General features: G+C 68.9%; 13 protein-coding genes. 7 read left to right on the forward strand and 6 right to left on the reverse strand.

The window, feature by feature from the left end; translation table 11 throughout:
* Window positions 1-33 precede the first annotated feature (33 nt).
* The gene (locus ACKTTN_RS02895; protein WP_407908370.1) at window positions 34-1449 is read left to right on the forward strand and encodes an MBOAT family O-acyltransferase; all 1416 of its coding nucleotides are present in this window, start codon (window positions 34-36) and stop codon (window positions 1447-1449) included.
* The gene (locus ACKTTN_RS02900; RefSeq protein ID WP_407908371.1) at window positions 1424-2635 is read left to right on the forward strand and encodes a hypothetical protein; all 1212 of its coding nucleotides are present in this window, start codon (window positions 1424-1426) and stop codon (window positions 2633-2635) included. Before ACKTTN_RS02895 ends, ACKTTN_RS02900 begins: the two co-directional genes overlap by 26 nt.
* Window positions 2636-2653: 18 nt before the next feature.
* Here the strand turns inward: ACKTTN_RS02900 and ACKTTN_RS02905 are convergent, their stop codons facing one another.
* A complete protein-coding gene (locus ACKTTN_RS02905) occupies window positions 2654-3475 on the reverse strand; it encodes a L,D-transpeptidase family protein (protein WP_407908372.1) in 822 nt (273 codons plus the stop codon).
* A 216-nt stretch (window positions 3476-3691) separates the two neighbouring features.
* Here ACKTTN_RS02905 and ACKTTN_RS02910 point away from each other — a divergent pair, with 216 nt between their 5' ends.
* The 5 genes from ACKTTN_RS02910 to ACKTTN_RS02930 all read left to right on the forward strand — a co-directional run bounded on the left by ACKTTN_RS02910 (window position 3692) and on the right by ACKTTN_RS02930 (window position 8539).
* Complete coding sequence (locus ACKTTN_RS02910; protein WP_407908373.1) at window positions 3692-4183, forward strand: hypothetical protein; 492 nt, start codon at window positions 3692-3694, stop codon at window positions 4181-4183.
* Between the two features lie 81 nt (window positions 4184-4264).
* The gene (locus tag ACKTTN_RS02915; RefSeq protein ID WP_456237279.1) at window positions 4265-6781 is read left to right on the forward strand and encodes a DEAD/DEAH box helicase; all 2517 of its coding nucleotides are present in this window, start codon (window positions 4265-4267) and stop codon (window positions 6779-6781) included.
* Window positions 6778-7779 carry a ribonuclease H-like domain-containing protein gene (locus ACKTTN_RS02920; protein WP_407908374.1) on the forward strand — a complete coding sequence of 334 codons (1002 nt, stop codon included), beginning with the start codon at window positions 6778-6780 and terminating at the stop codon, window positions 7777-7779. Before ACKTTN_RS02915 ends, ACKTTN_RS02920 begins: the two co-directional genes overlap by 4 nt.
* Before the next feature lie 61 nt (window positions 7780-7840).
* Window positions 7841-8164, forward strand: coding sequence for a hypothetical protein (locus ACKTTN_RS02925; protein ID WP_407908375.1), 324 nt, complete (start codon window positions 7841-7843; stop codon window positions 8162-8164).
* A gap of 63 nt (window positions 8165-8227) precedes the next feature.
* Entirely contained in the window at window positions 8228-8539 is a 312-nt protein-coding gene (locus ACKTTN_RS02930; RefSeq protein ID WP_407908376.1) for an I78 family peptidase inhibitor, read from the forward strand.
* Window positions 8540-8639: 100 nt separating this feature from the next.
* Here the strand turns inward: ACKTTN_RS02930 and ACKTTN_RS02935 are convergent, their stop codons facing one another.
* The 5 genes from ACKTTN_RS02935 to egtB all read right to left on the reverse strand — a co-directional run bounded on the left by ACKTTN_RS02935 (window position 8640) and on the right by egtB (window position 14492).
* Window positions 8640-9839, reverse strand: a complete 1200-nt coding sequence (locus ACKTTN_RS02935) for a DNA topoisomerase IB (protein ID WP_407908377.1) — start codon at window positions 9837-9839, stop codon at window positions 8640-8642.
* Window positions 9840-9894: 55 nt separating this feature from the next.
* The gene (locus ACKTTN_RS02940; RefSeq protein WP_407908378.1) at window positions 9895-11145 is read right to left on the reverse strand and encodes a TCR/Tet family MFS transporter; all 1251 of its coding nucleotides are present in this window, start codon (window positions 11143-11145) and stop codon (window positions 9895-9897) included.
* Between the two features lie 67 nt (window positions 11146-11212).
* Window positions 11213-12211 (reverse strand): NAD(P)/FAD-dependent oxidoreductase, encoded by a 999-nt coding sequence (locus ACKTTN_RS02945; RefSeq protein ID WP_407908379.1) that lies wholly within the window; start codon window positions 12209-12211, stop codon window positions 11213-11215.
* Complete coding sequence (gene egtD / locus ACKTTN_RS02950) at window positions 12208-13203, reverse strand: L-histidine N(alpha)-methyltransferase (RefSeq protein ID WP_407908380.1); 996 nt, start codon at window positions 13201-13203, stop codon at window positions 12208-12210. The genes ACKTTN_RS02945 and egtD overlap by 4 nt, the downstream gene beginning before the upstream one ends.
* Entirely contained in the window at window positions 13200-14492 is a 1293-nt protein-coding gene (gene egtB / locus ACKTTN_RS02955; protein WP_407908381.1) for an ergothioneine biosynthesis protein EgtB, read from the reverse strand. The genes egtD and egtB overlap by 4 nt, the downstream gene beginning before the upstream one ends.
* Window positions 14493-14497: the final 5 nt, after the last annotated feature.

Below are 14497 nucleotides of genomic sequence, written 5' to 3' on the forward strand. Positions count from 1 at the left end.
GGGCTGCGGCGCGCCACGCGCCGGAGCCCGCGCATGGTCTTCAACTCGCTCACCTTCGCCGTGTTCTTCGTGCTCGTGCTGGCGATGCATTCGTTGCCGCTCGGCTGGACGACGAAGAAGATCAACCTGCTCATCGCGAGCTACCTGTTCTACGCCGCGTGGAATCCGCCGTTCATCCTGCTGCTTTGGATTTCCACGGTGGTCGACTGGTTCGCCGCGCAGGGCCTGGTGCGCGCGCAGAAACCGGTCGCGCGAAAGGCGTGGATGCTGCTGTCGGTAGTGGTCAACCTGGGCATGCTCGCCTGGTTCAAGTACGGCGAGTTCGCGCTCGACAACTTCGCCGCGCTGATGCATTCGCTGGGCGTCGCGTACCAGCCGCCGAAGTCCGACATCGTGCTTCCGGTCGGCATCTCGTTCTATACGTTCGCAACGCTGTCCTACACGCTCGACGTCTACCTGCGCCGCGCCATGCCCGCGCGCAACTTCCTGGATTACGCGCTGTTCGTGACGTTCTTCCCGCACCTCGTCGCCGGCCCGATCATGCGGCCGACCGAACTGGTGCCGCAGTTCGAACAGCCAAGGCGTGCGAGCGGCGATGCGATCCGCTTCGGCCTGGCGCTGATGACGCTGGGCCTCTTCATGAAGGTGGTGCTGGCGGACGGCTTCCTCGCGCCGCCCGCCGAAGGCGTGTTCGACGCGAAAACCGCACCCGGCGCGCTCGATGCATGGATCGGCACGCTCGCCTTCAGCGGGCAGATCTTCTGCGATTTCGCCGGCTACTCCACCACCGCGATCGGCGCGGCGATGTGCCTGGGCTTCGCGATGCCCGACAACTTCCGCTTCCCGTATGCGGCGGTGGGCTTCTCGGATTTCTGGCGACGCTGGCACATCACCCTGTCGTCCTGGCTGCGCGATTACCTGTACATCCCGCTCGGTGGCAATCGCCACGGGCCGGCGCGCACCTACATCGCGCTGATGCTGACGATGCTGCTGGGCGGCCTTTGGCACGGCGCGAACTGGACCTTCGTCGCCTGGGGCGGCCTGCACGGCGTGTACCTCGCGAGCGAACGCATGGTGCGCTCGCGCTTCGGCCATTGGCGACCGGGACCGTTCGCGTTCTTCGCGCTGGGCCTGCTCACCTACACGCTGATCAACGTGACCTGGGTGTTCTTCCGTTCGAAGACGTTCGGCGGCGCATTCACCATGCTGCGCGGCATGGCCGGCGCGACGCCGCATCCGATGCCGCTGCTGTCGGCGTTCGAACTGGGTGCGGTGGCGTTGATCATGGCGTCGATCATCGCCGTGCATTGGCGCATGCGCGACACCACGCTGGAGGCCGTCGTCGCGCGCGTACCGGCGCCGGCGATCGCGCTGGGCTGGGCCGCGATGGCGTTCGCGATCGTGATCGAACAGGGAGAAGGCAATGCCTTCATCTATTTCCAGTTTTGAGGCGCTGCCGGACGCGGTACGCGCCACCGCAGCCGATCGCCCGGGCGAAGCGCAGCCGGTGCCGGTGCGCCCGATCCCACCGCGGCCATGGCGCGGCATCGGCGTGGTCGCGCTCATGCTCACCGTCATCGCGCTCGCGGGCTGGGAATGGCAGATGCGACGCGTCGGCCTGCGCGCGGGCGACTACAGCATCGATGCCTCGGGCTGGGCCGCGGCGCGGCGACAGATCGACGTCGCCAATGTGCCCGTCGTGATCGTCGGCGACTCGCGCATCCTGTTCGACACCGACCTCGACCGTTTCCAGCAACTCACCGGCGTCCGCCCGCTGCAGCTCGCGCTGCCCGGCAGCAACGCGCGGCCGTTCCTCGAGGACGTCGCCAACGACCCGCATTTCCACGGCCTGCTCATCGTCGGCCTGGCCGACATGTCCTACTTCCGCGATGGCGTTGGCAATGGGGAGCGCGCGCTCGATCGCTACCACAGCGAGATGCCGTCGCAACGCACCGGCTACCTCGTGTCGCGCGCGCTGGAGAAACGCTTCGCCTTCATCGACCCGGCCTACCGGCTCAGCACGCTCGTCTATTCGGCCGATCGCGGCCAGCGACGCGGCGGCGCGTCGTGGTACTTCCGGCCGTGGAAACTGATCGACATCGACGAACGCGGCCAGGCCGCGCTCTGGTCGAAGATCGAAACCGATGCGCGCCTTCGCACGCAGGCGCGGCAGGCATGGCTGGACATGCCGGGCCGGCCGCCGCGGCCGCCTGTCGACGCGAAGGTCATCGCGTCGACGCTGGCGAAGACGCAGGCCGCCGTGGCGCGCATCCGTGCGCGCGGCGGCGAGGTGGTGTTCGTGCGACCACCGTCGACCGGGCCGTTGCGCATCCGCGAGGAACAGCGCATCCCGCGCCGGTCCGGATGGGATGCGCTGCTGGCGCGAGCGCACGCCGCCGGCATCCATTTCGACGACCACCCCGAGTTGCAGGGCCTCGACGTGCCCGAGTGGTCGCATCTGTCGCAGCGCTGCCAGCGCGTCTACACCGACGGCTACGTACGCCTGCTGGCGCACGCGACGCCGCGCATCACGCTGCGCGCGGACGCACCGCCGCCGCTGGCCGCACGCGATTGCGTGGCGACGACGCCGGACGCGGTCGCCAACGCGAACGCCCGGCCGAAGCCGGGCGTGTGAGCGAACGCGGCGCGTGGGTCAGTTACCGGCCAGCGCGCTGACCGCCGTCGCGGCGACCGGCGTCGTCATTGCCGGCGCTGTGTCGGCGGACGTCGCGGTCGTGGGCGTCGGAGCTGGCGCTTCGATCGCGCCGGTCGACGCGACCGTGCCGCCACCGGCGTTGATCTCCGCCCCGGTCCACGGATCCACCGGAACGCGCGCGCCCGGATAAAGCACCGCGTCACTGAAATTGGTCGCGTCCGCGACGATCACGCGGCCGCCGCGTTCGGTGATCTTGAACAGCTGTTCCGCGAACGCCATCGGCAACCGCACGCACCCGTGTGACGCCGGATAGCCGGGGATGTGCCCGGCATGCAGCGCGACGCCGTCCCACGTGAGGCGCTGCATGAAGGGCATCGGCGCGTTGTCGTACTTGTTGGAGTGGTGCATCCGGTCCTTCTCGAGGATTTCGTACACGCCGGCCGGGGTGTCGTAGCCCGGTCGCCCGCTGCTGATCGTCGAGCGCGCGATGCGCACGTCGCCGCGATACACGTGCACCATCTGCGCCGGTAGCGACACCACGATCGTGATCGGCCCGGTGGCCGCGTCGTTCGGCGTCCACTCGAACTTGCCCGCGGCGAGCGGTGCGTCCGGCGCGGGAAGTGACGGCGCGGTCAGCACTGCATCGCCCGTCGTGGTCGCCGCGGCGGGTTCGACGATGGTCGCGTCCGGTTGCGCCGGCGTCGCGACGACATCCTGTGCGAATGCCGGTGCCTGGGCGAATGTGACGAGGGCGATGGCGAGCGCGCAAAACGTGCTCGGAACGCGACGGCGGACAGCGATGCGGGACGAGGTCTTCATGGAAGCCACGCTATCGGGCGCTCCATCAGCGTCGGTTTGATCATCCCCACTGCGCGCTTAACGCGGCGTGCAAATTCGCGACTGAATTGCGCGTTCCCTTGATGCCGCGTGCAGCTCACCGCACGTCGCCTGAACGAAATTCCGGTGTCCGCCTTTTCCACGCTTTCGACACGCGCGCATGCTCCACTCCGCTTACCTCTTCGACGGAGCATCGCGATGACGACGTGGCCCGGCTGGTCGGACGACACCACCCTCGTGCTTCCGCTCGACGACGCGCCGCCCGGCGGAACGCTCGAGCTTGGCGGACGCCGTTTCGAGGCGAAGAACGAGCTGCACGTCACGCTGGTCGGCAAGCTGCTCGGCGCGGAGTTGCGACATGCACTCGGCGATCGCCTCGATGCGGCCACGCGCCCCGCGTTCGAAGCGTTGGACTGGTGGTACGCGCGCACCGGCGAGCACCGCCTGATCGAACGACCCGACACCACCGACGACGGCGATCGCGGCACGGTCGCCAGCGTGATTGAGCTGATCGAACTGCCCGCGCTCGACTGGTATTACCGCTGGCTGGGCGAATTGCTGGGCCGCCAGCTCCCGGTGCCGCCCGCGCACGTCACCCTGTACACGCACCGCAAAGCCAAGGGCATCGGCATTCCGACCACGCAGAGCCTGCGCGCGTGGTCGCGGGGCGCGGTGCCCGTGCCGGCCTGATCGCGTCCGCCGCGTCGCGGCGTCTCACAGGTTGCGACGCCTCTCCGGCCCAATGCCGCCCTCATACAACGGGGGCGGGCGATGGACACGACGGGGCGCGAACTGGCGCGGCAGGACACCGGTCGCATCGACCTCGAGGACGATGCGGCGACGGCGGTGACGCGGCGACCGCGCGCGTTGCGCAAGGGTGACGGCGCCGGGCTGACGCAGGCACTCGCCTCGCGCTACGCCGACCGCATCACCGGCCACTTCACGATTCCCGGTCGCGACGGCGCGTTCGTCGACATTCCCGCCGACGTGCCCGCCGCGCTCGCGAACGCATTGAAGTCGCGCGGTATCGAGCAGCTCTACAGCCACCAGGCGCAGGCCTGGGACGCGACACGCCGCGGCGAACACGTGGTCGTGGTGACGCCGACCGCGTCGGGCAAGTCGCTCTGCTACACGCTGCCGGTGGTCACCGCGGCGATGGAGCGTGGCGCGAAAGCGCTCTACCTGTTCCCGACCAAGGCGCTCGCGCAGGACCAGGTCGCGGAACTGCTCGACCTCTCGCGTGCCGGGGATCTCGGCCTCAAGGCGTTCACCTTCGACGGCGACACGCCGGGCGATGCGCGGCAGGCCATCCGCCTACACGGCGACATCGTGGTCAGCAATCCCGACATGCTGCACCAGGGCATCCTGCCGCACCACACGAAGTGGGCGCAGTTCTTCGAGAACCTGCAGTACGTGGTGATCGACGAAGTGCACACCTATCGCGGCGTGTTCGGCTCGCACGTCACCAACGTGCTGCGACGGCTCAAGCGCATCTGCGCGTTCTACGGCTCGAACCCCCAGTTCATCCTGTGCAGCGCGACCATCGGCAATCCGCAACAGCATGCCGAGGCGCTGATCGAACACGGCGTCACCGCGATCACCGAATCGGGCGCGCCGACGGGCGACAAGCACGTGCTGCTGTGGAACCCGCCAGTGGTGAATCCCGACCTCGGCCTGCGCGCATCGGCGCGTTCGCAGAGCAACCGCATCGCGCGCATCGCGATCAAGGCCGGGCTGAAGACGCTGGTGTTCGCGCAGACGCGGCTCATGGTCGAGGTGCTGACCAAGTACCTCAAGGACGTGTTCGACCACGACCCGCGCAAGCCGCCGCGCATCCGTGCGTATCGCGGCGGTTACCTGCCGACCGAGCGTCGTGAGGTCGAACGCTCGATGCGTGCCGGCGACGTCGACGGCATCGTCAGCACGTCCGCGCTGGAACTCGGCGTCGACATCGGTTCGCTCGACGTCGTCATCTTGAACGGGTACCCCGGAAGCGTCGCCGGAACGTGGCAGCGCTTCGGCCGCGCCGGACGACGTCGCCAGCCCTCGCTCGGAGTGATGGTCGCGAACTCGCAACCGCTGGACCAGTACGTCGTGCGCCATCCTGAGTTCTTCATCGACGCGACGCCCGAACACGCGCGCACCGCGCCCGACCAGCCGCTGATCCTGTTCGACCACATCCGCTGCGCCGCGTTCGAACTGACGTTCGTCGCGGACGAGCGCTTCGGTCCGATCGAGCCCGAGCTCTACCTCGAAGCGCTGGCCGAAACCGATGTCGTGCATCGCGAGGGCGACCGCTGGGAGTGGATCGCCGACAGTTATCCCGCGAACGCGGTGTCGCTACGCAGCGTCGCTGACGGCAACTTCGTCGTCGTCGACCGCACCGATGGGCGCCAGCAGATCATCGCGGAGGTCGACTACTCCGCCGCCGCGCTGACGCTGTACGAAGGCGCGATCCACATGGTGCAGTCGACGCCGTACCAGGTCGAACGCCTCGACTGGGAAGGCCGCAAGGCCTACGTCACGCGCACCTTCGTCGACTACTACACCGATTCCATCGACTACACCAAGCTCAAGGTGCTCGCCGAATTCGACCGCACCGATGCGGGCGACGGCAGCGCGCACCATGGCGAGGTGCACGTCGTGCGCCGCGTCGCCGGCTACAAGAAGATCCGCTACTACACGCACGAGAACATCGGCTACGGGCCGGTGAACCTGCCCGACCAGGAGCTGCACACCACCGCCGCGTGGTGGCAGCTGCCGCAGCCGCAGCTGCTCGCGTGGTTCGCGTCGCGGCAGGACGCGCTGGATGGTTTCCTCGGCGCCGGTTACGCCTTGCATGTGGTCGCCACGCTCGCGGTGATGGCGGATGCGCGCGACCTGCAGAAGGCGGTGGGCAATGGCGACGGTGCCTGGTTCGCGACGAGCGACGCCAGTGGTCGCGGCCAGGTGCGTGGCATCGACGGCCAGGAAGTCACGCCCGTCGAGCTGCAGCAGTTCGTGCCGACCATCTATCTCTACGACAACTTCCCAGGCGGCGTCGGCCTGTCGGAGCCGTTGTGGACGCGGCAGAAGGAGCTGCTCGAGCGCGCGATCGAACTGGTCGAGCGCTGCGACTGCCGAGCCGGCTGCCCCGCCTGCGTCGGGCCCATCCTCGCCAGCGACGAAGAGCGCGAGTCGGCAACGTCGCCGAAGACGCTCGCGCGGCGCGTGCTCGGCCTGCTCGCGAACCCGACACATGCCATCACGGACACCAATGCACCGCGCGCACTGGAACGCGACGCATGAGCCTCACCCTCGACAGGTTGCTCGCGCTCAAGCGCCAGGCCGGCGCGACGGATGTACCGGCAGCGTCGGCATCGTCGGTGCCGTCCGCATTGCGCGAACCGTCGCGTGACGCGCCTGCGGCCGCGACGGCGCCGTGGGACACGGTGCTGCACGGCGACGCCGCATCGCGCACGGCGGCGAACGATCCCACTTCCGTTACGGATGACGTGGCGTCGCCCGAGGCCACGTCGCGTCGTCCATCCGAGATCGACGCGCTGCGCCGCCTGCTCGGCCTGCGCGAACGTGCGCCGTCGCCGCGCCCGCGTGCGCGCGAGGTCGATCGCAGGCTCCCGGGGCAGCAGATCGACGACGGCCTGTGGCTGATCGAATCGCAGGTCGCGCATGCGACGCCGAGCGCGCCGCTTCCGCTCGCGTTCGCGCGTCGCGATGGGCATGTCGACGCCTCGCACCTGATGTTCTTCGACACCGAAACCACCGGGCTCGCCGGCGGCACCGGCACGCGCGCCTTCATGATCGGCGCGGCGGACTGGTTCGAAGGCACGCTGCGCGTGCGCCAGCTCTACATCGCCAACATGGCGGCTGAGCGCGCGATGCTGCGTACGTTCGCGTCATGGTTGGCGCCGTCGACCGTTCTCGCCAGCTACAACGGCCGCAGCTACGACGCGCCACTGCTGCGCACCCGCTACCGGCTCGCGCGCCTGAAGAATCCACTGCACGGCCTCGACCATCTCGACCTGCTGCATCCATCGCGCCGGCGTTGGCGCGGCGTGTGGGAGAACTGCCGGCTCGCGACCATCGAACGCGAGGCGCTGCGCATCCTGCGCGAGGACGACCTGCCCGGCTCGCAGGCGCCGGCCGCATGGCTCGCCTACCTGCGCGGCGGTCCGTCGACCAACCTGCGTCGCGTTGCCGAGCACAACCGGCAGGACGTGGCCACGCTGTCGCAATTGCTGCTGCGTTTATGCGACGACGGCAACGAAGCGAATGCATCGTCTTGACGGCGACGCAACGCGACACAACGGAGGCTGAAAAACGTCTCCATCGTGTCGGAGTGCCGACATGCCGTTTCAGGATTCGATTCGCGGCGAGTGGTCGCGCCTGGTGCTGCCGGTGTTCGTGCTGGTCGCGTCCGTCGCCGCCTGCAGTGCAATGGGTCCGGCCGACGCCGGCGTCGCCCATGCATGCCGACAGGGCAATGCGGATGCGTGGGTCGGGCGCGCGGCGAGCGCCGACATCGTCGAGCAGGCGCGGCAGGCGAGCGGCAGCCGCAGCGTGCGGCTGGTGATGCCGGAACAGTCGCCGCACCACGGCTTGGCGCACATCGATCGACTCAATCTGTATCTCGACGACCGCGCGCTGATCACGCGCACCGCCTGCGGCTGACGCGTTGACGCGGCTTTCTGTCGTGGCGGGCAGTCTGTTTGCACCGCCCGAACTGGAAATCGCATGAACCCGATCGTTCGCACGACGACACTACTGTCGCTTGTCGCCCTCGCCGCCTGCAGCACCACATCCAGCACGCCGCCCATGTCCGATCCGATGCCGCCGGTTACCGCGCAATGCCATGCCGACGCCGCGCAGTCGCTGGTCGGCCAGAGCGCGACGCCGCAGAACGTCGAAACCGCCCGCCAGCGTGCGGGGGCGCAGATGGCGCGCGTGCTCAAGCCCGACCAGGCGGTGACGATGGAATACCGAGAGGGCCGGCTGAACATCTACGTCGACGCGGCGAACGTCATTACCCGGATTGCGTGCGGCTGAGGTCGCTCTGATCGATCGCTCGCGCGAGGCGCAGGCCACGCGCGAGCGATTCGCTGGGACTCGTGGTCGCTCCGAGGCAGGCGTAAGCCGTCAGCCTGGCTTACGCCGGTGGCGCGGCGTCCGATCGCGCCACCGGTGCCTGCAGCGAACGCGAGCGAGTCCGCGTACGCAGTGGCGGGTTCTCCGCCGCCGCGCGCACGCGTCGACGCGTGGTGCGCATCGCCTTCTTCGCCGCGCGTGACGCCGCCGCTGCGCGCCGCCGCGCGTCGCGCAGGAAGCGCAGCGCCGCGAGTTCCCAGTTGCGGCCACTGCGCGTGCCGGTGGTGAGTTCCCGCAGGCGACCGCTGCGCCAGCCTTCGAACACGGCCGGATCGATGTAGGCCTTGCGGCACACCGCCGGCGTGTTGCCCAGCGCGTCGGCGACTTCGGACACCACCTGCTTCTCGATCGATGCCAATGCGCGTTCGCTGGCGTCGTCGGGCACGTCGGTGGCGGCGAACAGTTCGATCGCCGCCAGCGTGCCGCCCCAGGTGCGGAAGTCCTTGGCGGTAAACGCTTCGCCCAGCGCGTCGCGCAGGTAGTCGTTGACCTGCGACGAACCGACCGGCTGCGTTTCGCCGTCGTCGTCGACGTACTGGAACAGGGACTGCCCGGGCAACTGCTGGCAGCGCTTGACGAGTTTCACCAGCTGCGCGTCGTCGAGCACGATCTCGTGCTCGAGCCCCGACTTGCCGCGGAACGCGAACTTCGCACGGCCGCCGCGCAGGAAACCGACGTGCCGGTTGCGCAGCGTGGTCAACCCGAACGAGCGGTTGCTGCGCGCGTACGCATCGTTGCCGACCCTGATCAACGTGCGCGCCATTACCGACACCACGATCGCGAGCACCTTGTCGCGCGGGAAGCCCGGCAGCGCGAGGTCCTTCGACAGGCGGCGTCGCAACTTCGGCAGCGCTTCGCCGAACGCGACGATGCGCTCGAACTTGCCGTCGCCGCGCACCAGCGCCCAGTCGGGGTGGTAGCGGTACTGCTTGCGGCCTTTCGCGTCGCGACCCGTTGCCTGCAGATGGCCGTCGGGATCGGGGCAGATCCACACGTCCGTGTAGGCCGGTGGAATCGCCAACGAACGGATGCGCGCGAGCGTGTCCTCGTCGCTTATCGCATCGCCGTCGGCGTCGGTGTACGCGAAACCGTCGCCCTTCTTGTGGCGACGGATGCCCGGCTCGGCATCGCTGACGTAGACCAGCCCGGCCTGGCGCGCAGCGAGCGCGCCGTCGGGTGCGGCGGATGCGGGAACACTCATGGCGACCGAGCATCGGCACGTCCCCGTCAAGGACGCGCCAACCGGTCAAGCGCGTTCAGGCGGCGGCGGGTTCCGCGGCCGCGGCGTGCCGACGCGCGTGGCGCATCGCGATCAGCCACGCGCAGGCCAGCACTGTCGCGGCAAGGAAGAACGCCGCGCCGGGCAGGTAGACGGGTGCGCTCCTGCCGATGAAGAAGCCGAACGTCGCGGCGTACGTCATCGGCGCGACGATGCCGATCAGGCTGACCAGGCTCATGATCGCGCCCTGCAGGCGGCCCTGTACGTCGGCGCCGACTTCGCGCGTCATCAGCGCCTGCGCGGCCGGTTGCGACACCGCCCACAGCGCGCTGATCGGCAGGCCGAGCCAGAACATCCACGGCTTCGCGGCCGCGCCGTAGATCGCGAAACCGATCACGCCGCAGGCCAGGCCGATCGCCATCGCGCGCTGCTCGCCGAAGCGCTTGATCATGCGGCCGACCAGGCCCGCGTTGACGATCACGCTGAGCACGCCCACCACCGCGAGCACGTAGCTCACGCCCTTCGGGCCCCAGCCGTAGCGCACGTCGCCGTAGAGCACGAACGTGCTCTGGTACACGTAGTGCGTCGACGCCGCGAGCAGCACGATCACGATGAGGTCGGTGATCTGCGGATAGCGACGGATCATGCCGAGCGATGCGAACGGCCGCGTCTGCGTCCAGTCGAAACGCTTCGCGCGCTTCTCCGGCGCCAGCGATTCCGGCAGCACGAACGCGCCGTAGCAGAAGTTGATCAGCGACAGGCAGGCCGCGGCCCAGAACGGCGCGCGCAGGCTGTAGTCGCTCAGCAGCCCGCCCAGCACCGGGCCGATGATGAAGCCGAGGCCGAACGCGGCGCCGATCATGCCGAACGCCTTGCCGCGCTGCTCGGGCGGCGTGACGTCGGCGATGTACGCGTTCGCGGTGGTGAAGCTCGCCGATGCGATCGCCGAGATGATGCGGCCGACCATCAGCCACGCGAGCGACGGCGCGAGCGCCATGAACACGAAGTCGAGCCCGAGGCCGAGGCAGGAAATCAGGATGACCGGACGACGCCCGAAGCGGTCCGACAACGCGCCCTGGATCGGCGACGACAGGAACTGCACCGCGGCGAAGACCATGCTGAACAGGCCGACCCAGTAGGCCGCGTGTTCGATGTCGCCGCCGTTGAGCTTCTGCACCAGGTGCGGCAGCACGGGAATGATCAGGCCGAACGACAGCACGTCGATCAGCACGGTGACGAAGATGAAAGCGAGCGCGGCGCGGCGCGCGGGCGACGGTTGGGCGTCCACGGCAACTCGGGTTCGGAAGGTGGCGCGCAGTCTAGCGCCGCGCACCAAGGCCGGCGAATGCCGTCAGTCAGTCGCGCTGCGCCTTGGGCACCGCCGCGGCCTGCGTGCCCGGCGGGCTCGGTAGTTCGGTCGCGGTCTCGGGCTGCAGCTCCGGCCGCTCGCGCCAGTTGCGCGGCAGCCGGTTGTGGATCTTGGTCGCCGCGATCGCCGCATGCCCGACCGCCACCGCGATCTGGTTCAGCGCACTCACCACGTCACCGACCGCGTACACGCCGTCGACGCTGGTCTGCTGGTCCTCGCCGACGATGATTTCGTCGCAGTCGTCGAGTTCCAGCCCGAGGTCGCGCGCGAGGTCGACATTCGGCGTGCTGCCCAGTGTCGGATACAGCGTGTCGAACACCTGCTCGTTGCCGTCGTTGTCGCGAACCACGGTCTTGCCGTTCTCGAATGAGAGCCTGGCCGGCTTCGGATGCACGTCGATACCCGCGCGTCGCGCCTGCTCATTGCAGTCGTCCGACACCTCGCTGTCATCGCTGGCGATGACGCTCACATCGTCGGAAAACGTTCGCAGGAACAGCGCGTGACTCACCGTCGAGTCGACCGGCCCGTACACCGCGACGCGGCAGTCGCTGGCTTCGTAGCCATCGCAGACCGGGCACAGGCGCACCGCACCGGCGGCGATCGCGTTCTCCAGATCGTCCAGCGGCGGCATCACGTCGACGATGCCGGTCGCGAGGATGACGTAACGCGCGCGCCAGCGTCGTCCGTCCGCGGCGGTGGCTTCGAACACGTCGCCGTCGCGCTGCAGCCTGGCGATGCAGCCGTCCTCGATGGTTGCGCCGTAACCGCTGGCCTGGTCGCGTTGCTGCTGCAGCAGAGTGGTGCCGGCAACGCCGCGCGGAAAGCCCGGGCAGTTATGGCTGGTGGGAATCCAGCGCGCGCGGCTCTTGCCCGCATCGACGACGAGGATGCGGCGGTGATAGCGCACCAGGTAGGTCGCGGCGGTCAGTCCGCCCGGGCCCGCGCCGATGATCAGGCAGTCGAGGACATCGTCTGGCGTCGTCATGCGGCGTCGAGCAGGCGCAGCCCGAAACGATCGGCCGGCGCGTTCCAGCGATGCGTCACGCGCAGGCCGGCGCGACGCGCGAGATCGTCGAAATAGGCGTCGGTGTACTTGTGCGAGATCTCGACGTGGATCGGCTCGTCCGCATCGAATGCGAACGCGTGCCCGGCGACGCGTACGGTCTGCGCGCGGCGGCTCACGATGCGCGTTTCGATGCGGCTGTTCTCCGGCGACCACGTGGCGCGATGCGCGAACGCCGCGAGGTCGAAGTCCGCACCGAGTTCGCGGTTCAACCGCGCGAGCAGGTTCAACGTGAATGCCGCGGTGACGCCGGCCGCGTCGTTGTACGCGGCCTCCATGTCGGCAATGTCCTTGACCAGGTCGAGCCCGATCAGGGCGACGCCATCGTCGCCCATGGTTTCGCGCATGGCCTGCAACAGCTCGAGCGACTGCGCATCGTCGAAATTGCCGAGCGTCGAACCCGGGAAGAACACCAGCGAGCGCGCGGCAGGCATCAATGCGGGCGGCACCGGCACCGGGCGCGTGAAGTCCGCGCACACCGGCAGCATCTGCACTTCGGGGAAGGCGTGCGCGAGCCGTTGCGTGGATTCGAGCAACGTTTCGCGCGAGATCTCGACCGGCGTGTAGGCGACCGGCGTATCGAGGCCGGCAAGCAGCAACTGCGTCTTGCGTCCGCTGCCGCTGCCGTATTCGACGACGTGCGCATCCGCGCCTACCGCGTCGCGCACCTGCGGCATCACGTGCTGCAGCAGCGCGATCTCGGTGCGGGTGAGGTCGTATTCGGGTTGGCGCGTGATCGCCTCGAACAGCACGGAGCCGCGCGCATCGTAGAAATATTTCGACGACAGGTGCTTCGGCGTCGACGACAGGCCGGCGAGCACGTCGCCGCGCAGGTCATCCGGCGTCGGGCACAGGTCGAGCAATGCCGGCACATGCGTGGCGGCGCGTTGCAGGCGGGCGTCGAGCAGGTTCATGCGAGATCCTTCGCGAGGCGCAGTCCCGTGAACTGCCAGCGCGCGTGCGGCGGGAAGAAATTGCGGTAGCTGGCGCGCAGGTGGTCGCGCGGACTCGCGCAGCTTCCGCCGCGCAACACCTGCTGGCCGACCATGAACTTGCCGTTGTATTCGCCGAGCGCGCCGTCCCACGCACGGAAGCCCGGATACGGCAGGAAGGCGCTCGACGTCCATTCCCAGACATCGCCGAACATCTGCCGCAGGCCGTCGCGTGCATTGCCCGCAGGCTGCAGGCGACCGGATTCGACGAAATTTCCGTCGACGGCCAAGCCCTGCGCGGCGCGTTCCCATTCGGCTTCGGTCGGCAGGCGCGCGCCGGCCCAGCGCGCGAACGCGTCGGCTTCGTAGTAGCTCAGGTGCGACACCGGCGCCGCGGCATCGATCTCGCGTACGCCGCCGAGACCGAACGTGCTGTCGTCGTCGAGCCAGTACAGCGGACGCTGCCACTGCTCGTCCTGCACGCGCGCCCAGCCGTCGCTCAGCCACAACGACGCGCTGCGGTAGCCGCCGTCGCGAACGAATTCGCGATAGTCGCCGCAGGTGACCGGTCGCGTCCCCAGCGCGTACGCGCCCACGAGCGTGCGGTGCCGCGGCGACTCGAGGTCGAATGCGAACGCGTCGTGCTCGGGCCAGCGGTCGACGCCGATCTCCACGATCGCTTCGTCGAAGCGCAGCCAGTCGAGCGACCCGGCGTTCGCATGCGAACGCGGCAGGTCGTCGCGATACGCGGGGCGCAGCGGATTGCACGACAACGCATGCAGGATATCGGTGAGCAGCAGCTCCTGATGTTGCTGTTCGTGTTGCAGGCCGAGTTCGATGCGTTGCCGTTGCGCCACGTCGAATTCGTCGCGCGCGAACGCATCGGCGATGCGTGCGTCGACGCGTGCGCGGTAGTCGAGCACCTGTGCCAGCGACGGGCGCGACAGCACGCCGCGCATCGGCCGCGCGTGCTGCGGGCCGACGCTCTGGTAGTAGCTGTTGAACAGCACCTGCCAGGTCGTATCGACCACGCGATACCCGGGCAGCGCGGCCAGCACGAAGGTCTCGAAGAACCACGTGGTGTGCGCGAGGTGCCATTTGGTCGGGCTCGCGTCGGGCATCGACTGCACCATCGCGTCCTCGGCGGACACCGGCGCGGCGAGGTCGATGCTGCGCTCGCGCACCGCGCGAAAACGCGCGGCCAGCGGATCGACGGAGCAGGCTTCGGCGCCCTGCGCGACGGCAGGCGACAGGTCGGTCGACGTTCCCATCCGCA

Origin of the sequence: Lysobacter claricitrinus (assembly GCF_045866565.1) — a bacterium.
Lineage (GTDB): Bacteria > Pseudomonadota > Gammaproteobacteria > Xanthomonadales > Xanthomonadaceae > Cognatilysobacter > Cognatilysobacter claricitrinus.

Coding starts and splice junctions, on each gene's coding strand:
- ACKTTN_RS02920 (WP_407908374.1), top strand. CDS start 6,778: ATGAGCCTCACCCTCGACAGGTTGCTCGCGCTCAAGCGCCAGGCCGGC.
- ACKTTN_RS02945 (WP_407908379.1), bottom strand. CDS start 12,211: ATGACGACGCCAGACGATGTCCTCGACTGCCTGATCATCGGCGCGGGC.
- ACKTTN_RS02910 (WP_407908373.1), top strand. CDS start 3,692: ATGACGACGTGGCCCGGCTGGTCGGACGACACCACCCTCGTGCTTCCG.
- egtD (WP_407908380.1), bottom strand. CDS start 13,203: ATGAACCTGCTCGACGCCCGCCTGCAACGCGCCGCCACGCATGTGCCG.
- ACKTTN_RS02930 (WP_407908376.1), top strand. CDS start 8,228: ATGAACCCGATCGTTCGCACGACGACACTACTGTCGCTTGTCGCCCTC.
- ACKTTN_RS02925 (WP_407908375.1), top strand. CDS start 7,841: ATGCCGTTTCAGGATTCGATTCGCGGCGAGTGGTCGCGCCTGGTGCTG.
- egtB (WP_407908381.1), bottom strand. CDS start 14,492: ATGGGAACGTCGACCGACCTGTCGCCTGCCGTCGCGCAGGGCGCCGAA.
- ACKTTN_RS02895 (WP_407908370.1), top strand. CDS start 34: ATGGTCTTCAACTCGCTCACCTTCGCCGTGTTCTTCGTGCTCGTGCTG.
- ACKTTN_RS02905 (WP_407908372.1), bottom strand. CDS start 3,475: ATGAAGACCTCGTCCCGCATCGCTGTCCGCCGTCGCGTTCCGAGCACG.
- ACKTTN_RS02900 (WP_407908371.1), top strand. CDS start 1,424: ATGCCTTCATCTATTTCCAGTTTTGAGGCGCTGCCGGACGCGGTACGC.
- ACKTTN_RS02935 (WP_407908377.1), bottom strand. CDS start 9,839: ATGAGTGTTCCCGCATCCGCCGCACCCGACGGCGCGCTCGCTGCGCGC.
- ACKTTN_RS02915 (WP_456237279.1), top strand. CDS start 4,265: ATGGACACGACGGGGCGCGAACTGGCGCGGCAGGACACCGGTCGCATC.